At 61.0% G+C, this 18,484-nt stretch carries 16 protein-coding genes and 3 pseudogenes; 6 read left to right on the forward strand and 13 right to left on the reverse strand.

The genetic code is table 11. The features are described from left to right. Positions 1–7: 7 nt before the first annotated feature. From AWB81_RS12655 to AWB81_RS12690, 9 genes and pseudogenes are all read right to left on the reverse strand, one after another. Positions 8–772 (reverse strand): ABC transporter ATP-binding protein, encoded by a 765-nt coding sequence (locus AWB81_RS12655; protein WP_235025784.1) that lies wholly within the window; start codon positions 770–772, stop codon positions 8–10. Further along, positions 753–1,523, reverse strand: a complete 771-nt coding sequence (locus tag AWB81_RS12660) for an ABC transporter ATP-binding protein (RefSeq protein WP_062635742.1) — start codon at positions 1,521–1,523, stop codon at positions 753–755. The genes AWB81_RS12655 and AWB81_RS12660 overlap by 20 nt, the downstream gene beginning before the upstream one ends. 185 nt (positions 1,524–1,708) lie before the next feature. After that, positions 1,709–2,398, reverse strand: coding sequence for a DUF2848 domain-containing protein (locus AWB81_RS12665; RefSeq protein ID WP_062635744.1), 690 nt, complete (start codon positions 2,396–2,398; stop codon positions 1,709–1,711). 11 nt (positions 2,399–2,409) lie between these two features. After that, positions 2,410–3,636, reverse strand: coding sequence for an ABC transporter substrate-binding protein (locus AWB81_RS12670; RefSeq protein ID WP_087134932.1), 1,227 nt, complete (start codon positions 3,634–3,636; stop codon positions 2,410–2,412). Positions 3,637–3,673: 37 nt separating this feature from the next. Beyond that, positions 3,674–5,017 carry an amidase gene (locus AWB81_RS12675; RefSeq protein ID WP_062635746.1) on the reverse strand — a complete coding sequence of 448 codons (1,344 nt, stop codon included), beginning with the start codon at positions 5,015–5,017 and terminating at the stop codon, positions 3,674–3,676. 2 nt (positions 5,018–5,019) lie between these two features. After that, positions 5,020–5,405 (reverse strand): annotated as a pseudogene (locus AWB81_RS12680) (cupin domain-containing protein). 42 nt (positions 5,406–5,447) lie between these two features. After that, the gene (locus AWB81_RS48735; RefSeq protein ID WP_244195562.1) at positions 5,448–6,101 is read right to left on the reverse strand and encodes a 4-hydroxyphenylacetate 3-hydroxylase C-terminal domain-containing protein; all 654 of its coding nucleotides are present in this window, start codon (positions 6,099–6,101) and stop codon (positions 5,448–5,450) included. 75 nt (positions 6,102–6,176) lie between these two features. Beyond that, a pseudogene (locus AWB81_RS48740) lies at positions 6,177–6,928 on the reverse strand (4-hydroxyphenylacetate 3-hydroxylase N-terminal domain-containing protein); the annotation flags it as partial. Positions 6,929–6,960: 32 nt separating this feature from the next. Beyond that, positions 6,961–7,491 carry a flavin reductase family protein gene (locus AWB81_RS12690; protein ID WP_062635748.1) on the reverse strand — a complete coding sequence of 177 codons (531 nt, stop codon included), beginning with the start codon at positions 7,489–7,491 and terminating at the stop codon, positions 6,961–6,963. Positions 7,492–7,762: 271 nt separating this feature from the next. On the opposite strand from AWB81_RS12690, the pseudogene AWB81_RS12695 reads away from it, so the two are divergent. Next, positions 7,763–8,972, forward strand: a pseudogene (locus AWB81_RS12695) (IscS subfamily cysteine desulfurase). A 20-nt stretch (positions 8,973–8,992) separates the two neighbouring features. Here AWB81_RS12695 and AWB81_RS12700 read toward each other — a convergent pair. Beyond that, positions 8,993–9,535: a MarR family winged helix-turn-helix transcriptional regulator gene (locus AWB81_RS12700; RefSeq protein WP_062635750.1), complete on the reverse strand. Its 543-nt coding sequence runs from the start codon at positions 9,533–9,535 to the stop codon at positions 8,993–8,995. 82 nt (positions 9,536–9,617) lie between these two features. Between AWB81_RS12700 and AWB81_RS12705 the strand changes: the two genes are divergently transcribed. The 5 genes from AWB81_RS12705 (at position 9,618) to AWB81_RS12725 (ending at position 13,305) form a co-directional block, all read left to right on the forward strand. Beyond that, a complete protein-coding gene (locus AWB81_RS12705) occupies positions 9,618–10,199 on the forward strand; it encodes a nuclear transport factor 2 family protein (RefSeq protein ID WP_087134933.1) in 582 nt (193 codons plus the stop codon). A gap of 517 nt (positions 10,200–10,716) precedes the next feature. Continuing rightward, complete coding sequence (locus AWB81_RS12710) at positions 10,717–11,133, forward strand: hypothetical protein (protein ID WP_087134949.1); 417 nt, start codon at positions 10,717–10,719, stop codon at positions 11,131–11,133. A gap of 39 nt (positions 11,134–11,172) precedes the next feature. Further along, positions 11,173–11,586, forward strand: coding sequence for a c-type cytochrome (locus AWB81_RS12715; protein ID WP_062635756.1), 414 nt, complete (start codon positions 11,173–11,175; stop codon positions 11,584–11,586). A 112-nt stretch (positions 11,587–11,698) separates the two neighbouring features. Further along, the gene (locus AWB81_RS12720; protein ID WP_062635758.1) at positions 11,699–12,769 is read left to right on the forward strand and encodes a catalase family protein; all 1,071 of its coding nucleotides are present in this window, start codon (positions 11,699–11,701) and stop codon (positions 12,767–12,769) included. 242 nt (positions 12,770–13,011) lie between these two features. Then, on the forward strand, positions 13,012–13,305 hold the full coding sequence (locus tag AWB81_RS12725) for a DUF4148 domain-containing protein (RefSeq protein ID WP_062635761.1): 294 nt from the start codon (positions 13,012–13,014) through the stop codon (positions 13,303–13,305). A gap of 186 nt (positions 13,306–13,491) precedes the next feature. On the opposite strand, the gene betA is transcribed toward AWB81_RS12725, so the two are convergent. The 3 genes from betA to AWB81_RS12740 form a co-directional block, all read right to left on the reverse strand. After that, a complete protein-coding gene (gene betA, locus AWB81_RS12730) occupies positions 13,492–15,183 on the reverse strand; it encodes a choline dehydrogenase (protein WP_062635763.1) in 1,692 nt (563 codons plus the stop codon). Positions 15,184–15,226: 43 nt separating this feature from the next. After that, entirely contained in the window at positions 15,227–16,753 is a 1,527-nt protein-coding gene (locus AWB81_RS12735) for a purine-cytosine permease family protein (RefSeq protein WP_087134934.1), read from the reverse strand. A gap of 129 nt (positions 16,754–16,882) precedes the next feature. Beyond that, positions 16,883–18,391: an aldehyde dehydrogenase family protein gene (locus AWB81_RS12740; RefSeq protein WP_062635765.1), complete on the reverse strand. Its 1,509-nt coding sequence runs from the start codon at positions 18,389–18,391 to the stop codon at positions 16,883–16,885. Positions 18,392–18,484: the final 93 nt, after the last annotated feature.

The following is an 18,484-nucleotide window of genomic DNA, read 5'->3' on the forward strand; positions in this document are numbered from 1 at the left end:
GCTCCAGTCAGATGTTGAGCAGCGCTTGCAGCGTCGCCTTCTTTTCCGCGAGACGGGCCGACTCGAAGGCATCGACGATACGTCCGTGCTCCATCACGTAGAAGCGGTCGGCGAGCGGCGCGGCGAAGCGGAAGTTCTGCTCGACGAGCAGAATCGTGAAAGCGCGCGCTTTGAGCAGCCTGATGACACGCGCGAGCGTCTGCACGATCACGGGCGCGAGCCCCTCGGAGATTTCATCGAGCAGAAGCATGTTTGCGCCGGTGCGAAGAATGCGCGCGATCGCCAGCATCTGCTGCTCACCGCCCGACAGGCGCGTACCCTGACTCGCGCGACGCTCGGCCAGATTCGGGAACATCGCGTAGATTTCTTCGAGCGACATGGGCGAACCCCTCGCATCCGGCAGACGCGGTGGCAGCATCAGGTTCTCCTCGCACGACAGCCCCGCGAAGATACCGCGTTCCTCCGGGCAATAGCCGACGCCGAGGCGAGCCACGCCCTGCGGTTCCATGCCAATCGTCTCTCGGCCATCGATTCGGATCGAGCCGCGACGCGTATCGGTGAGTCCCATGATCGCCTTCAGCGTCGTGCTGCGGCCCGAGCCATTGCGCCCGAGCAGCGTGACCACTTCGCCGCGCGCCGCTCGCAAGTCCACGCCGTGCAGGATGTGCGATTCGCCGTACCACGCTTCGAGGCCCGTGACGTGAAGTGCGTCTTCGCATGCCACGGCGTCGTTGCCGGTCTCATATGGCGCTTCAATGTGCAAGCGATTCATCCTCGGTCCCCATGTACGCTTCCTTCACAAGCGGGTTCGCGGAGACGGACGCGTAATCTCCTTCCGCAAGAATCTCGCCGCGCTGAAGCACGGTGATCGTGTCCGCGATGCTCGACACCATCTTCATGTTGTGTTCGACCATCAGGATCGTTCTTCCGTCCGATACCTTCCTGATGAGCGCCGTCACGCGATCGACGTCCTCGTGTCCCATGCCCTGCGTCGGTTCGTCGAGCAGCATCAGCACGGGATCCATCGCGAGCGTCGTCGCGATTTCGAGCGCGCGCTTGTGACCGTATGACAACTCGACCGTCTTCACATCGGCGTACGCGCCGAGTCCGACCTCGTCGAGCAATTCGAGCGCTCGTTCGCGCAAACGCTCGAGCACCGCGTCGCTCTTCCAGAAGCTGAACGACACGCCGAGCGGCCGTTGCAAAGCGATGGCCACGTTCTCGACGGGCGTCAGATGCGGAAATACCGCCGAGATCTGGAACGACCGGATCACGCCTCTTCGTGCGATCGCAGCGGGCTCCGCACGGGTGATCTCACGGCCGTCGAAGAAGATGTGTCCCGAAGTCGGCGTGAGGAACTTCGTCAACAGGTTGAAGCAGGTGGTCTTGCCGGCACCGTTCGGCCCGATCAACGCGTGGATCGTGCCTCGCCGCACGCGCAAATCGATGCCATTGACGGCCGTGAAGCCGTTGAACTGCCTGGTTAAACCCTTTGACTCCAGAATCATGTCTGCATGCGTCATCGCGGCTCTCCTTGCCAGATTCGATGCGTGATACGGCTATACGACTAGCATTTCTATTTGCATTGAGGATGTGATGGTTAGGCCGGCGGAACACGAACGACGCGGTATTCGTCCGTCCGATGATGACCGCGCCCGCCCTATGGCATCGCCCTGCGCTTCCTTGTTCGAATGGCGACTTGACTGCATCAGCCGACCACCGGCAGCGTCTCGATCTCATACGCATGCCGCAGCGCACGCCCGAGCACCGGGTCTTCGAGCACCGTCTCGAAGCGCTGGGCCGGACGAATCCCGCCGATGGCCGCAAGCGTCCCGCAAAGCATCGCGGTTCCGTCGACGAACTCGCCGCCGCGTTGCGCGAACTGGTCGAGCAAGTCCCGCGGCGAGCGCACCGCGGTCACCTTGCCTTCCTGATAGAGCACGCGCTCGCCGTCGATCGTCGCGTATGAACGCAACAGCAACTGGTCCCAGTGACCTGCTACGTCGCTCAAGCGCCATAGCGTGTTCGAGCAAGGCTTGTCGCACATCTGCTTCGACACGGTGATGCCGTAGGCCTCGACCTGCCGATCCGTGTGATCCGATGCAACGCCTACATACACTTCGCCGCCGTCTTTCACCAGCACGAATTCCGCTTCGCCGCTGCTCTCCTCGCCCGTGACCTGCATCATCGGCGCGGGACCGAGGCGATCCGCCGCGACACGGTAAAAGACCGGTGTATAAGCAGGCCGTTTGATGCCCAGTTCTTCGAGCTCGCGGATGTGCTTCTCCATCGCTTCGGTGTCGCGTCCGGTCCAGCCCGCGATGACGAGCGTGTCGATTGAAATAACGCGCTCGATACTTCCGTCGCTTTCTTCGATGTTGAATGTGATGGCTTTCATGATTGGCTCCTTTATTTCCCGGCGACGACTTTCCCCGCGACGAGCGGGCAATGTCTCGCGCTGAGCGGCGCATAGGCATCTTGCGCGGAAATCGTCTGCTTGATCGTGTAGTAATCCCAGGGCTTCTTCGATTGCTCCGGGCTCTTGACCTCGGCGATGTACATGTCGTGCACCATCAGTCCATCGGCTCGAATCACGCCATTGGTCGCGAAGAAATCGTTGACGGGCGTCTTGCGCATTTGCGCGAGCACCGCGTCGGACGAATCGGTTCCGCTCGCCTGCACGGCGTTCAGGTAATGCAGCGTCGATGAATGCACGCCCGCCTGAATGAACGTCGGCATGCGGCCGGTCTTCGCGTAAAAGCGCTGCGACCACGCGCGGCTCGCGTCGTCGCGGTCCCAGTAGAACGGCGTCGTCAGCATCATTCCCTGCGCGGACTTGAGGCCGAGACTATGGACATCGCTGATGAACATCTGCAGCCCGGCTATCTTCTGCTTGCCCGGTGCGTTGATGCCGAACTCGCGCGCCGTCTTGATCGCGTTGACGGTACCCGCGCCCGCGTTGGCCAGACCGATCACCTTCGCGTGCGACGCCTGCGCCTGCAGCAGATTCGAGGACAGGTCTGCGGCATGCATCGGATGCTTCAATTCGCCGAGCACCTCGCCGCCTGCCGCGTTCAGTGCCGCCGCCGAATCGTTCTTCAGCGACGCACCCAGCGCATAGTCGACGGTCAAGAAGTACCACGAGTTGTCGCCGGCTCGTGCCATCGCCTTGACGAGGCTCGTCGTCAGCGCATAGGTGTCGTACGAGTACTGGATCGTGTACGGCGAGCATGCCTCGTTGCTGAGCTTGGTCGTGCCCGCGCCGCTCGCGATCGCGATGCGATGTTTCTCCTTCGCCACGTTCGACACTGCGAGCGCAACCGATGACGGCAGCATGTCCTGCACCATGTCGACCTGCTGGTTGTCGAACCATTCGCGCGCGACTGTCGCGGCGACATCGGTCTTGTTCTGATGGTCCGCGCTCATCACCTTGATGGGCGCGCCGAGCACCTTGCCGCCGAAATCGTCGACGGCCATCTGCGCCGCGACGAGCGAGCCTTTCCCTCCGATATCGGAAAAGATAGATGACATGTCGGTGAGCACGCCGATCTTCACCACGCCGTCGCTGATCTCGGCCGCGCTGGCCGTCATCGCGAGGGCGGCGGACGCCGCAGTGCACGCGAGTTGCCTGAACATGGAAGTCTCCTTGATATGTATTTGGAAGCGCGCCGAATCAATGCGGACGCACGACTGCTTCGACACCGACGCCCGCCGCGAGCAACTGACGGTCGCTCATGTGCCGGCCCATCAACATCAGTCCCACGGGTGCGCTGCCGTTCGCGTGACACGGGATCGATACCGAGCACAGATCGAGCATGTTGGCGATCGACGGATTGCGCAGCAGCAAGCGATTCGTCGACGTGTACGCAGGCTCTTCTTCGAGATCGGCGATGCGCGGCGCGACGATCGGCACCGTCGGGCAGACGATGGCGTCGAAGGATCTCAACTCGTCGTCGGCTTGTCGGCACAACTGCGCACGCAGCGCGCGATTGCGCAGATACTCTGCGGTGCTGTGCTCGCTGCCGAGCCGGATGCGAGAAATCACGCGCGGGTCGTAATCATCGGCATGACGCTTGATCAGTCCGACGTGCCACGCCCACGCTTCCGCCGCGACGAGGCCACCATGCTGGCCGAGCGTGGCAAGGTGCTGCCAACTGTCGAACGAGACTTCACGCACGATGGTGCCTGCCGCAGTCAATCGTGCGATTGCACGCTCGAACGCCGCGGCCACGTGAGCATCCATGTCGTCGAGCACGATGCTCTTCGGTATGGCAAGCCGCAGTCCGCTCAACGACAGCGGCACGATAGCCGTCGGTTCCGTGTCACCCGCCATGATCGAATCGAGCGCTGCACAGCACGCGACGCTCGGCGCGATACAACCGATCGAGTCATAACTCGACGACAACGGCACCGCGCCTTCCAGCGGGATGCGCGCGGATGTCGGCTTGAAACCCACGAGTCCGCACAACGCGGCGGGAATGCGGCACGAGCCGCCGGTATCCGATCCGATAGCCGCAGCGGCCATGCCATCCGTCACCGACACGGCCGCACCCGACGACGAGCCGCCCGGAATGCGCGCCGCGCTTCTGTCGAACGGATTCGCGGGCGTGCCGTAATGCGGATTGATGCCGAGGCCCGAGTAAGCGAACTCCGTCATGTTGGTGCGGCCGACGAACACCGCGCCCGCCGCACGCAATCTGCCAATCGCGAGGGCGTCGCGCGTGGCAACCTGTTCCGGAAGAATCCGGCTGCCGGCGCGCGTGATTTCACCCTGCACGTCGAAGAGATCCTTCACAGAGATCGGAATGCCCGAGAGCGGACCGGCAACACCATGAAGACGCAGCGCATCGTTCGCCGCTGCCTGCGCTCTTGCTGCAGCACTCACGCCGTGCGGAAAGACGCGCTGACCTTCGCCCGAGTCATCACCGATTCGTTCGACGCACGACGCCAGAAGCGACGCGGCATCGAGGCGGCCATCGGCGAGTTGGGCACGCAATGTATTGAGAGCGGGCAGCATGATCAGGCCGGATCGTAGTAATGCACTTCGAGAAGCACGCAGCCGCCGTTCGACTTGAAGGGACCATGCCACGCGCCTGGCGGACGCACCGCATAGGTGTAGCCTTCGAAAGGCTTGCCGCCCTCGCCTTGCTCGTCATTGCCGACCGTCAGATCGCCCTCGACAAGAAACACTTCTTCCCAGTAGTCGTGGACGAACGGCTTCGTCGTGTGCATGCCTGCGGAAGGCGCAACAATCGCGTGCGGCTGCCGCGCTTGTTATCGGTATCGAGCGCGCCAGACAGAATCAGCTCCTGTGCGCCGGAACCGGGCGCGTAACCTTCTGGCAATTGCCAGCCGTCGGCCATGTCGAGTCCATGAAACTCGTCGTGAAGTTTGTTGATAGCCATGTGTTTCTCCTGTGTGGAATCGTGGATTGCGTTGAATCGATCTCAGGCGGCCTGCCGCGTCTTCGCCGGCTCGGCATCGAGCGAATGGCTGGACAGCATGTTGTCGACGAGGCCCGTGGCGCGGCGCCAGTCATAGCTGCGATACGCGTGACCCTTGGTCACGAATGACGCACCCGCATAGAACAACTCGTATTGGTTGTGACGCGATGCAAACTCCGAGCCGACCGCGTCCCACGCGAGCTTGAAGAACTTCACGCGTTCCTCGGCGCTGCAGACGGGCGACCTCTGCGTCTTCTCGATGATGCGAGCGAGATCAGGGTTCTCGAAGTCGTGCACGCTTGACGGCAGCATGATCATTCCGCCGCCCGCGAGTTCGCGCAGCGTCGTGAGGATCTTCGAATAGAGCTGCTGCGTGAGCACCTGCGAGCTGTAGAGCATGTTGCGGTCGGGCACGTAGTAACCGTTGACAACGCTGCCCTTGGCTTCCATGCCGTATACATAGGCTTCGACCATCGATGCTTCCGATGCGAGCTGGCCCAGCGTCTCGCGCACCTGCGGGAACGCGTTGGTGCCGTTGACTTCCGAAATCCTGAGCCCGAGGCCGACGAGGAAGCGTAGCTTCGTCATCAGCCGCACCTGACACTGATAGTTCTGGTAGACGTGCGCCGGTGTCGCATGAAACTGCTTCGCGCACATCGAGACATCGCCGGCGACGAAGATCCGTTCCCACGGCACCTTGACGTCGTCGAAGTACAACACTGCGTCGTTCTCGTCGTAGCGGCTCGACAGCGGGTTGTCGAACACCGATTGCGCATGCTCCTCGTACGATTTGCGCGACATCACCTTCATGCCCTTCGCGTTCATCGGAATTGCGAACGACAGCGCGTACATCTCGTCGCCTTCACGCAGCGGCTGAATGCAACTGCAGAAGACTTCGTTCGCCATGATGCCGCTCGTCGCAAGCATCTTCGCGCCGCGCACCGTGATGCCTTCCGCATCCTGATCGACGATGCCGACCGCCAGATACTTGTCCTCCTGCTCGTGCGCCGACTTCGACTGATTCGCCTGCGGATTGACGATCACGTAGGTCAGGAAGAGATCGTTGTCGCGGGCGTACTTGTAGTAGTCGCGCAGCGCGCCGGCGCGGGCCGGATCGTACTGCTCGAACAGATCGATGCCCATGACCATCCCCGAGATGCACGACGCGACGTGATCCGGCGAGCGGCCCATGAAGCCGAAGTGCAACTCTGTCCACGCTTCGAGTGCGGAGCGCCGCTCGACGAGTTGCTCATAGGACGTCGGCAGTTCCCAGATGCGGCTCACGCGATTGCCCGATCGGGCGAAACGAAGGTCATCTTCTCGACATTTTCCGGATGTGCCTGGTAGTCGTAGAGACTCGCGTAGCTGCGAATCGAGTTGCGGAACGCGGGATGCGCAGTGACGTCGCCGACCGCCTTTCCGTCGAGATAGACCTGACGTCCGTCGCGCAATGACGCAATGTGTTGAGTACCGTTCTTGATCATGATGTTCTCCAGGAATGAGTTCGTCCGCCGTTTCAGGCCGACGCTGCGTGAACGCCGTTGAGCGTGTGATAACCGCCGCCAAAAAAAATGAGCGGACGTCCTTGCGAGCGCGTTCGATAACAAGTCACACGGCCGACGAAGATCACGTGATCGCCGCCGTCGTATTGCGCATAGGGCTCGCATACGAAGGTCGCGAGCGCGTCGGGGAGCAGGACCGGTTCGTCGCACGGGTCCGTCGCGGCGTCGCGCCAGCCCCACTTGTCGCCGTTGGCCCTTGCGAAGCGGTTCGACATGTCCTTCTGAGACTCTTCCAGCACGTTGACCGCGTAGGCGCCGGCCACGCACAGATCAGCGAGGCTCAGACTGCGCCGGTCCACCGAGAACAAAATCAGCGGCGGATCGAGCGACACCGAATTGAACGACGCGACCGTCATGCCGATCGGCGTCCCTTCGCGCCTCGGCGCCGTGATGACCGCGACACCCGTCGCAAACATGGACAACGCGGACCGGAACTGACGTTGCACTTCCGGATCACCGCTCTGCCGTACGATGCTGTCTTTCATCTCGCTCTCCTTCACGCCGCACTACCAGCGACGCCTTCAATAGAACATACAAAGCCTTGTTCTTTAGCTTTGTTGAATAGCTGTTATTACGTGACAACGGATCGTGTCATTCGAGCTATCGTTTACCATCGTTAAAAAGCTTTGGATTAAAGACAACCATACTCGACGAATGGGTGTTGGCAAGAAGAGGCAAGTGCTCGGGCTACACTGCGGCCAACTTCCGTTATTCGGCTTCTCGCATTGGAGAAGCCACTGCACTGGAGCACGTTCAATGACCTCACGCCCCATCTACATGGACTACAGCGCGACGACGCCCGTCGATCCGCGCGCGGTCGAAAAAATGGTTCCGTATCTTTACGAGCGGTTCGGCAATCCCGCATCGCGCAGCCACAGTTACGGCTGGGAAGCGGAGGAAGCGGTGGAGACAGCGCGCCGCCATGTCGCCGATCTGCTGCATGCGGATCCGTGCGAAATCATCTGGACTTCGGGCGCGACCGAAGGCAACAATCTCGCGATCAAGGGCGCGGCCAACCTCTACAAGGGACGGGGCCGTCACATTGTGACGGTGAAAACCGAGCACAAAGCGGTGCTGGATACGTGCCGCGAGTTGGAGCGGCAAGGGTTCAACGTCTCATATCTGGACGTCGGGAAAGACGGGTTGCTCGACGTCGCCGCGGTATGTGCGGCACTACGCGCCGATACGGTTCTCGTGCCGGTCATGATGGTCAACAACGAGACAGGCGTGATTCAGCCGGTCGCTGAAATCGGCGCGATGTGCCGGGAGAAAGGCATCGTGTCATTGCGATGCGGTGCAGGCGGCGGGCAAGATCGCCATCGATGTCGGTGCGCTCAACGTCGATCTGCTGACAGTCACCGCGCACAAGGTCTATGGCCCGAAAGGCATCGGCGCGCTGTACGTGCGGCGCAAGCCGCGCGTGCGTATCGAAGCGCAGATGCACGGCGGCGGACACGAACGCGGCATGCGCTCGGGCACGCTGGCGACGCATCAGATCGTCGGCATGGGCGAAGCGTTTCGGCTCGCGAAGGAAGAGATGGAAGTGGAAAGCCGGCGAGTCGGTGCGTTGCGCGACCGGTTGCTCGCGGGCCTTCTCGAACTGGACGAGGTCTATGTCAACGGCCACCTGACACAGCGCATCCCGCACAACCTGAACGTCAGCTTCAACTTCGTCGAAGGCGAATCGCTCATCATGGGCATCAAGGGTGTGGCGGTGTCGTCGGGGTCGGCATGCACGTCGGCGTCGTTGGAACCGTCATACGTGTTGCGCGCGCTTGGCCGTAGCGACGAACTGGCGCACAGTTCGATCCGCTTCACGCTCGGCCGCTTCACCACCGAGGCGGAAGTCGACGAAGTGATCCGGCAGGTTCAGGAGACCGTGATCAAATTGCGCGCGCTGAGCCCGCTATGGGACATGCATCTGGAAGGTATCGATCTGAACACGATCCAGTGGGCCGCGCACTGATCATGCAGGTCGCAGCGCGCTCACGACTTTTCCTGACGTGCGATGAGATGCGAGAGATCGAGCGTCGCGTGATCGCCGTTGGCGACAAGCCTGTCGACGACCGAGCACAGCGCTTTGAACTCGGTCTTCGTTACGCCTTCGAACAACACGTTGTTGATGCGCTGCTGCGTCGCGGCCAGTTCGCGAAGCAGCTTCACCCCGTTCGACGTCACGGTAAGGCGCATCTTGCGCTTGTCGTCGGGGTCCGAGCGTTTGTCGATGACGCCGAGCTTCTTGAGCTTGCCGGTTTCGATGGTGACGAACGCGCCGCTCAGATGCAGATGGTCTGCGAGCCGGTTCACGGTCACCGCCTCGCCGTGCGAAAGATGCGCGACGGAAACGAGCAGCGAATACTGGATGCCCGTCAGGCCGATGAGCGTCCCGAAGCCGTCGCGCACAGACAGGAGCCGCGCCGCGAAGGGCAGAAGACCGTTGATGAGATGGCGGAATTCCGTGTCCGTCCCGTCGACGAGGCACGCTGGATTGGTAATCGTCAGAGCGGATTCGTCGATCTGCTTCGGCATGACACTCAAACTCCCGGTTGCTTGTTTAGTTACCTTTTAAAGGTAATTATACGGCAAAGCTTGACACAACAAGATTCCAGTCATGAACCCTGTAACCTCGACCTCTTCCGTCCGTTCGCTTCTCGAATGTTACATCCGCGCAAAGGACCAGAACCAGCCCGAACTGATCTTCGATTGCTTCGCCGCCGCTGCCGAACTGACTTTTGAAATCGCGACCGACGCAATCGACTTTCCCCGCAGCGTGACTGGCGCGCCGGCGATCGCCAAAACGCTGGTCACGGACTTCGGCGAGCGGTTCGATCGTTGCCGCACCTATTACGTGTGCACCGGGCCGGAAATGCACGCGGCTGGCGTCTGCACGATGCCGTGGCTCGTCGCGATGCGACAGAAGGACAACGAGGCGCTGCGGCTCGGGAAAGGCACCTATCGGTGGCGTATCGCGCGGATGCCCGATGGGCCCGACAGAATCGTCGGCTTGCACATCGCCATCGAGCGCATGGACGTGATCGATGACCCGGGCGCCGTAATGCTTCAGACATTGCAGGAGTTGCTGACTTACCCGTGGCTGCCGGTTCCGGAACTGGCGCAGCGTATTGATTCGTTTCTGTCAATGTATCCGGAACCGGCCTTCACAACTGCGTTTCGACATCCTTCCCGACATTAAACGGCAGGCAAGAGCACGAGCGTCGCCTGACTCCCACCAGCAGCGCACGTCAGACCCGCAGTCTGCGTGCGTGGGGACGTGATCCCTTCCAAATCGGGGCTTCGAGCGCGAGCCGTTTAGTCGATAGTGTCGACATAGCGACACGCCTCAAATTCCACTACCAACATTCTTTGGCCACGGCTGGCTACAGCTCGCGCGCTTTCGTCTCCCGCTCCCTTTCTTCGGCCTTCGTCACGGTTCGGCCACGCCAGACGGTAGACGGCTTCTCCTCACCACTTTGAGGCAGCGCTCAAGAACTAATTCGACCATTCCGAGCGCTTTGTGCGGTCGCGGAAATACACGCGACCGGATGGACCATTGAACTGTGTCGGAGGCGTACATGACCCGTTCTTAATGATGCAACCAACGAAACTTGCTGTACGGACACGCGCGCCGCCACAAGATGCGGGGCGCACTCACCTGACAACAACAGGAGGGAACTGAAATGAAATACTCGACCCGATTCGAGCGTTTTTTCATGATGGCGACGGCCGCGCTGACGCTCGCCTTTTTCACGCAAACTGGCGTGGCGGCTGACAGCTTCGATTGCGCGCAGAGTATCCAAACGGCAGGCGCCACCGCTCCCAACGCGGCCATGCGACGCGAACCGCCATCCGTTGCGGCCGCTTCGCCGTTGACACTGGTCGTTCAGAACGCCTCGGGCGGTACATCCCGTCTCACCTATGTCGAGAACGACGGCTGGCGACTTGACGCCCCTGAAGCCACCCGCAAGCCCGGCGAAGTACGCTTGACGCCCGTCGTGGCACAATCGGAAGACCCGAGCGCGAAACAGCCCATGACGGTGTTCATCGACGGTCCGACCGGCTTCACCTACATCTGGGTGCGCGACGAAGGCTGGAAGTTCGTCGGCCGCGTCGGCGAGCGCAGCCGATGATTCTGCGGCACGCGCCGGTTACCGCGAGTATCGTCGATCATGGTGCAGCATTTGCCGCGGCCGTTCACCACGCGACGCAGCCGTAATTGGCTGTCGCGCGTGTCCTGCGCGATGCTGGCCGCAGTGGTCAGCCTTGCGCTCGCCACTGCGGCGCACGCTGCGCAAGACGATGAAGCGCTCGCTGAAACATGGCGCACGTTGCGCGCCGTCGATTGCGCCCGCTGTCACGGCAAGGACTATGACGGCCTGGCGGCGCCGTCCATCGTCGACTATGCTCGCCAGGTCAGCCGCGACAGGTTCGTCGCCGCGATCCTCGACGGTAATCCGTCCCGTGGCATGCCCGCCTATCGCGACAATCCGCGCATCGCCGATCACATCGACGACGTCTACCGATACTTCATCGGGCGCGCCGAGGGCACCATTCCCTCAGGCCCGCCACCGCAAAGCCGATGACATTCAAGCGCTCGACGGGCCTTGCAACTAGCCTCTTAAAAGAGCGCCTCAACTTGACTACACTTCAACCATCGTTTTTTATCGCGAGCAACAGCCGCGAAGGAGCGACAACATGAACACCCCACATGCCGACGACGGCACTGGCTGGACCGACCGGGCCGACGATACAAACACGATCGACATGCTCGTCGAGCGAGTTCTCACCCAGCAACAAGCGATCGCTTCGAGTGCTCTTACGAACCTTGGTGGCCGGATCGACCGGGCGCAACATCAGAAGCAACTGCTCGGCGCATTCGGCATACTTCGCCTCGCCGAGACGATCCCTACCGCCGTTAGAGCTGGTCCGTTCATGGAGCGCGATGCGACCGGGCACCCGGTGGCGTATCGCGTGGCGTGCCGCTTCTCGAACGGGCAGCCGTGCCCCTTCGCCGACACCGCCCCGGACGTGCGCGGCGTCGCCCTGAAGTTCTTCACCGCCGATGGCATCGAAACGGATCTGCTCATGACGAACGAGGGCGGCCGCTCGCATGCGCGCAACGCAACACAGTTCATGGCAGTCGCCGACATCCTTGTGGCGAAGCTCGCCCACGGCCTGGCCGATGCGTCCGGCAAGACGTTGCACGAATTATCATCAGGCGAACTCGGAGCAGGCGACGCGGCGCGCGCGCTCGCGATCCTAGTCAAAGAAACAACGCTTCACAAGGCGGCGAGCCTCGCAACCGAGCATTACTGGGGCTCGGTCGTGCAACTGGGCGATGCGGCCATCAAGTACGTGCTTACTCCGCACGACTCGAGCGTGGCAGGGACAGTGGGGAACAGACACGAGGACGACTATCTTCGCGAGGACGTCATCGCCCGGCTTGAGCGCGGCCCGGTCAGGTGGCAACTCGGCGTGCAGCTCTTCATCGACGAAGAGCGGACTCCGGTGAACGATGCTTCGGTAGCCTGGCAAGCGCCGCTCGTTCAGGTTGGCGTGCTCGAAATACCGTCGCCGCCGTCGAACGCCGACGAGACGATCATCAATCAGTTAGCCTTCAATCCGGCCAACGGCTTTCGTCCGCTGGGCATAACGCATGCACGAAAGGACGTCTACGCGGCGAGCGCCGCAAACCGCAAGGATCGCGGGTTGCTTTCCAGTGAAGCGGCTCGCGAAGCTCTTCGCAGCAGGCCGATCCCCGACTGAGCGTTATGTTCGCGTGACCCGCGCATACTCTCGGGCATCCACTCAACGGAAGATAGCCTCAACCGTCCGAAAGCTCGCCGCACTGGTTTGTGGTGTGGTCGATCTTGATGTACCGTTTAACGGCACGCAACCACGAATGTTGCGTTGCGGCCGAAGCCGCACAAATGGCTTCCGCACGAGCCGCTATTCCGGCGCTGGTTTCGTTGGGCATACTGCGTTGCTTCACTAAAGGGAGGCGTGGCATGAAGAACTCGCCGAAGATCTGGTCGATGGTCTCCGCATTGACGTTCTCGCTCGCAGGTTGTGCCGCAGGCGGCGCGCCGGAAGGCACGGCGCATCTGAGCGCAACGCAATGCCGCGATCTCACCGCTCTCAAGAACAACGCTCCCAGCACCCCCGAGCGCAACCGGAGTGAACTGGCAGCGCTGAAAATGGCGGGGTATGACCCGTCACGGTTCGACAATCCGCACTATCCGGATGATCTGCATGCGGCGCAGCGTCAGGTCGATAGTTGGTATCAGGTGGATTGCCACTAGGCACGACCGGTTGAGGCGCACAACGCCACGTCGGTTCGCCGCCTTGTTCGCGGCTGATCTTTATCCGATCGCGGACGTGCGGCATGCTGACGCGAGGTGTGCGAATGCTCTTCGGTCACAGCTGGGTTGCATCAACTCTACTCGACGCTGAGAAAGCGCCCTCCTCTCTCAGCGCCGGCAACCAATCTACTCGGCAAACACCTTTCGCGTCGGCGTATGCGTACGTTGCCGCGTCTCCCAACCCTCGGCCAGGCCCACATCCGCTTCTGACGCTGGCAACATGGGGACCGCGCGGAGCAGGTCGGACGCACGTTCTGCGAGCATGATCGTGGGCGCGTTCAGATTGCCATTGGGTTCGGTCGGGAATACGGATGAGTCGATGACTCGCAAGCCTTCCATGCCACGAACCCGCAACTCGGAATCGACGACGGCCATGTCATCTTCCCCCATGCGGCACGAACCACACGGATGCATCGTGCTTTCCAGGTTCGCCCTGACAAAGGCGTCGATTTGCTCGTCCGTCTGCACGTGCGGCCCAGGAGCGAGTTCGGCACCGCGAAAGCGGTCCATTGCAGGCTGACCGATGATTTCTCTCGTCAACCGGACGCAGCGTCGAAAGCCCTCGCGGTCCTCTTCCCGGTCCAGATAGTTGAAGCGGAGTTCCGGGTGCATATAGGGATCAGCCGACGTCGCCCTGACGTAGCCCCGGCTCTTTGGCTTGTTCGGTCCGGTCAATACCATGAACCCGTGTCCCTTGAACGGCTTGTCGCCGTCGTAGCGCATGGCGGCGGGCAAGAAATGGAATTGAATGTCAGGCCAGCGCAGACCCGCTTCGGACCGGATGAATCCACCGGCCTCAAAATGGTTGCTCGCGCCCAGACCATCCTTGAACAAGAGCCATCGCAGCCCGATCATGAACTTGCTGAACGGGTCCATTTTCGCGTTGAGTGTAACGGGCTCCTTGCAGGCATACTGAATATAGATCTCCGCATGATCCTGTAGGTTCTCGCCCACGCCGGGCAAATCATGCCTGACCTCGATCCCCGCTTTGCGCAGCACTTCTGCGGGGCCGATCCCGGAGCGTTGCAACAGATGAGGCGAACCGATAGGGCCGGAGGCGATCAATACTTCGGCACGGCATCGCACGACGTGCGTTTTTCCGCCCTGATCGTACTCGACCCCAACCGCGCGCTTGCCCTCGATAAGCACGCGGCGTGTCATTGCATTCGTTACCACGGTCAGATTGGGCCGTTTCATCGCGGGGCGCAGGTAGGCATTAGCGGTAGACCAGCGCACACCATCCTTGACGGTCATATGCATGGCGCCAAAACCTTCCTGCATATGACCGTTGCAGTCTTCCGTCTTGATGTATCCGGCCTCTGCACCTGCCTCGACCCACGCGCCGTACAGCGGATTCGCCATGTTGTTGCCGTTGTTTGTGCACAGCGGGCCGGCCGCGCCCCGGTACTCGTCGCCTCCGAACTTGTAGGTCTCCGCGCGTCGGAAATACGGCAGACAGTTGCGATAGCCCCAGCCTCGCGCACCCAATTCCTCCCATTCGTCGAAATCGCAAGCGTGGCCGCGAATATAAACCAGGCCATTGATCGACGACGACCCGCCCAGCACCTTGCCGCGCGGGCAGTGCAACTGGCGGCCATTCAGATGCGCCTCGGGGGCGGTCTTATAGCGCCAGTTGTACTTGGACGTATTCATCGGCATCGAAAACGCGCTCGGCATCTGAATGATGACGCTGCGATCGCTTCCGCCGTATTCCAGCACCAGAACGCGGACCGCCGGGTCCTCGGTAAGCCGGTTAGCCAATACACACCCGGCCGATCCAGCGCCCACTATGATGTAATCGAATTGCTCGGTAGCCATGATATTTTCCTGCATGGTAGACCTTGACTGGGTCGTCTGTGGATCAGTAGCGACCTTTGTCGCCGGTGGTGTATTGCGGTGATGTCTTTTCGATAGCGGTGATGACAGACTCTTCGTACTTCAGATCGAGCGAACGCGACAATGCGTAGTAAGCCAGGCCCGAGACGAACAAACCGACCAGCCACGCCAGATCAACGCTGCCCATCGCACGGGAAAGCGGCCCGACATACACCTCGTTAGTGCCGTCGAGCACGCAGAAGAACGGAATCATCGAGACGAAACCGATCACGTACGCAATTAGGCCGCGCGCGCCCCACTTTCCGTACAGGTTGTTGTCAGGCAGGAAGAAGTGCGGAATGGCATAGCGACCCTTGCGAACGAAAAAGTAGTCCGTCAGATTGACGGCGGTCCACGGCACCAGGAAATACAGCATGACGACCAGGTAAATGTTCAGAACGGAGAGACCTTTACCCGAGCTATAGATGCTGAGGGCCACGCCGAGCTGAAGGATCACCACAAAAACAATCGCCAGAATGCGAGTCCTGGGAGTCGGTCGTACCTTCCGGAATGAGTCAACCGCCGTGATGGTCGTCAGCTTTGCGCTATAGATGTTCATCGCGATGACCGGTAGAAACGCCAGAATCGTGACGCCAACCACAACGCTACCCATCCCGGGTGCGAGATCGCTACCCACCTGATTCAATGCGACCAGCACATCGGTCGCATGAAGATGGTCCGCCAGCCAGCCACCAATCGCGATCATCCATGCCCCCGACAGCGATGCACCGAGGAACACGGCCGCAATCAGTTTGCCGCTCGGCGTGTTTTTCGGCAGGTAGCGCGAATAGTCGGATACATAGGGTGCGTAGGCGATGTTGTAGCTGGCGGCTGCGGCGAACTGCGCAATGAAAGCGATCCAGCCGAAGCCCAGCGGTGGCGTCGGCGCGGCCCCGGGCGAGACAGCGGCGAGCGGCACATCATGCACCCAATGCATCAGTACGGCCAGCGTGACGATTCCATAAAGGGGCAGCGAGAGATACAACGCCCATTTGAAGCTGCGGTGCATCCAGTCGTGCCCGAGAATCGCCAGAATCGAAGCCGGCAAGGTCACAGCCAGCGCCACCTTGAAGGGATCCCAGTTGAACAGTGCTTTGAGGCCCTGCATCATGAGCACGAGGTTGACGATGTTGAATCCGGCAAACACGAATAATGTCGCCAACAGGACGATGATGACCCCGCGATAACCGAACTGCGCTCTCGACTGAATCATCTGCGGCAAGCCAAGGTGCGGTCCTTGCGATCCGTGAAAGGCCATGAACAAGGTGCCGAACATGATGCCCAGCGTGCCCGCTACAGTGGTCCACAGCGCGCTCAGTCCAATGCTGGGACCGACAAAGCCAATGGTCATGGTAAAGAACGTGAAGTTCCCCAAAAACCAGAACGGCCCTTGCCTCGACAATCTGTCTGTTCGCTCGTTATCCGGAATAAAGTCTATTGAATGTCCTTCGATGGCGCCGTGCTCAACCCCGGCTACGGTGCCCTTCACTGTTTCGTCTGCTGCTTGCATCATGTACCCCTGACTCGAATGAGAGGTTGACGGAATGAGGATAGACCGATCACGCATGCCAGCTGCGTCGCCCGCTCGCTACGCAGCACCAGGCTCACGTTCGATTCGGACGCCGTCACCGGATTGGCTGCCTCAGTGCAGCGTGATCCAGACCGCCTTGCTTTCCATCAGATGATCGAGCTGTTCGGGACCCAGGTCTTTACCGAAGCCGGATTCCTTGAATCCACCGAATGGCATCGACGGGTCGATCGTGCTGTGCGCATTGACGTAGACCGTGCCGGCGCGCAATGCTGGAATCAGCCTGTGCACGCGGTTCAGGTCGTTGGAGTAAACCGCGGCCGCAAGTCCGTATGGCGAATCATTCGCCAGCGAAAGCGCATCATTTATATCGTCAAACGGCGCAGTCACCAGTACCGGACCGAAGATCTCTTCGCGGACGATCTTCATTTCGCTGCGGCAATGCGCAAAGATGGTCGGCTCCACGAAGTAGCCCAGCCGGTCCAGTACATGACCACCATGCACAACTTCTGCGCCTTCGCGCCGCCCAGCTTCAATATAGGATTCGACACGATCCTTCTGTAGCGCGGAAACAAGCGGGCTGATGAAACAATCCCGGTCGAGGCCGGGCGCGATCTTCATCGTGCGCGTGTGTTCGATCAACGCGCCGATAAACTTGTCGTGTATGCCACGCTGGATATAGACGCGAGCGCCTGCATCGCACACCTGGCCGGAATTGAAGAAGATGCCGTTTGCTACGGCCTGGGCAGCCGCCTCGATGTCGGCGTCCTCCAGCACCAGCACCGGCGATTTTCCGCCCAGTTCGAGCGTGAGGCGTTTGATGCCGCCCACGGCCGCGTGCCCGACCGTGCGGCCCACTTCGGTGGAACCGGTGAACGTGATCTTGTCGATACCTGGATGGGCGGCCATTGCCGCGCCAATGTCGCGCCCTCGCCCCGTGATGACGTTGACGACGCCGTCCGGGATCCCCGCCTCTTGCACCAGCTCCGCGAAGCGAAGCGTGGACAGCGACGTCAGCTCGGCCGGCTTGATGACGGTAGTGCAACCCGCGGCGAGCGCGGCCGCTACCTTCCACGCCATCGTTTGCAGCGGGAAGTTCCAGGGAACGATGACGCCGACGACACCGATCGGTTCCTTGCGCGTATAGGCAACATAATCGCCAGGCAGCGAGGGTTCTACCGTACGGCCGTGAAGCTTGGACGCCCATCCGGCAAAATAACGGAACGTGTCGATCGTGCCTTGAATGTCGACGTCACGCGCATTGACGACAGACTTGCCTACATCGATCGATTCGATCTCGGCCAATTCCGCTGCGTTCGCTTCGAGCAGGTCAGCCAGACGATGGAGCAGCCGTTCGCGCTCAAGGGGCTTGAGTTTGCGCCACGGTCCCCCATCGAACTGTTTGCGGGCCGCTTCGACCGCGCGATCCAGATCGGCGGTGGTGCCGAGAGGAATGTGTGTGATTACGCCCGCGGTGGACGGTTCGAGCACCGCGCAGGACTCCCGGTCTCCTTGTGCAACCCAGGCACCGCCAATAAACATCCTCTGCGGCCTGGTGAGAAAACGTTGCGTCTCTTCCCGGACACCGAATTTCTCCAGGTAGTTCTGTACGACCTTATCCATCATTGTCTCCTGTGTTACGGATTAACTGCTACATGGCCTCTGGTGAGCCAGTTTGAATCGGCGGAAGTCCGGTAGCTCACAAACCATCGGGCG

Origin of the sequence: Caballeronia arationis (assembly GCF_001544975.2) — a bacterium.
GTDB classification, from domain to species: Bacteria; Pseudomonadota; Gammaproteobacteria; order Burkholderiales; family Burkholderiaceae; genus Caballeronia; species Caballeronia arationis.

What these genes read in the sequence shown, in the direction of transcription:
- AWB81_RS12710 (WP_087134949.1), top strand. Translation starts at nt 10,717, where the DNA reads ATGATGGCGACGGCCGCGCTGACGCTCGCCTTTTTCACGCAAACTGGC.
- AWB81_RS12700 (WP_062635750.1), bottom strand. Translation starts at nt 9,535, where the DNA reads ATGCCGAAGCAGATCGACGAATCCGCTCTGACGATTACCAATCCAGCG.
- AWB81_RS12670 (WP_087134932.1), bottom strand. Translation starts at nt 3,636, where the DNA reads ATGTTCAGGCAACTCGCGTGCACTGCGGCGTCCGCCGCCCTCGCGATG.
- AWB81_RS12725 (WP_062635761.1), top strand. Translation starts at nt 13,012, where the DNA reads ATGAAGAACTCGCCGAAGATCTGGTCGATGGTCTCCGCATTGACGTTC.
- AWB81_RS12715 (WP_062635756.1), top strand. Translation starts at nt 11,173, where the DNA reads ATGGTGCAGCATTTGCCGCGGCCGTTCACCACGCGACGCAGCCGTAAT.
- AWB81_RS12660 (WP_062635742.1), bottom strand. Translation starts at nt 1,523, where the DNA reads ATGACGCATGCAGACATGATTCTGGAGTCAAAGGGTTTAACCAGGCAG.
- AWB81_RS12675 (WP_062635746.1), bottom strand. Translation starts at nt 5,017, where the DNA reads ATGCTGCCCGCTCTCAATACATTGCGTGCCCAACTCGCCGATGGCCGC.
- betA (WP_062635763.1), bottom strand. Translation starts at nt 15,183, where the DNA reads ATGGCTACCGAGCAATTCGATTACATCATAGTGGGCGCTGGATCGGCC.
- AWB81_RS12655 (WP_235025784.1), bottom strand. Translation starts at nt 772, where the DNA reads ATGAATCGCTTGCACATTGAAGCGCCATATGAGACCGGCAACGACGCC.
- AWB81_RS12690 (WP_062635748.1), bottom strand. Translation starts at nt 7,491, where the DNA reads ATGAAAGACAGCATCGTACGGCAGAGCGGTGATCCGGAAGTGCAACGT.
- AWB81_RS12735 (WP_087134934.1), bottom strand. Translation starts at nt 16,753, where the DNA reads ATGATGCAAGCAGCAGACGAAACAGTGAAGGGCACCGTAGCCGGGGTT.
- AWB81_RS12665 (WP_062635744.1), bottom strand. Translation starts at nt 2,398, where the DNA reads ATGAAAGCCATCACATTCAACATCGAAGAAAGCGACGGAAGTATCGAG.
- AWB81_RS12740 (WP_062635765.1), bottom strand. Translation starts at nt 18,391, where the DNA reads ATGGATAAGGTCGTACAGAACTACCTGGAGAAATTCGGTGTCCGGGAA.
- AWB81_RS48735 (WP_244195562.1), bottom strand. Translation starts at nt 6,101, where the DNA reads ATGTGCGCGAAGCAGTTTCATGCGACACCGGCGCACGTCTACCAGAAC.
- AWB81_RS12705 (WP_087134933.1), top strand. Translation starts at nt 9,618, where the DNA reads ATGAACCCTGTAACCTCGACCTCTTCCGTCCGTTCGCTTCTCGAATGT.
- AWB81_RS12720 (WP_062635758.1), top strand. Translation starts at nt 11,699, where the DNA reads ATGAACACCCCACATGCCGACGACGGCACTGGCTGGACCGACCGGGCC.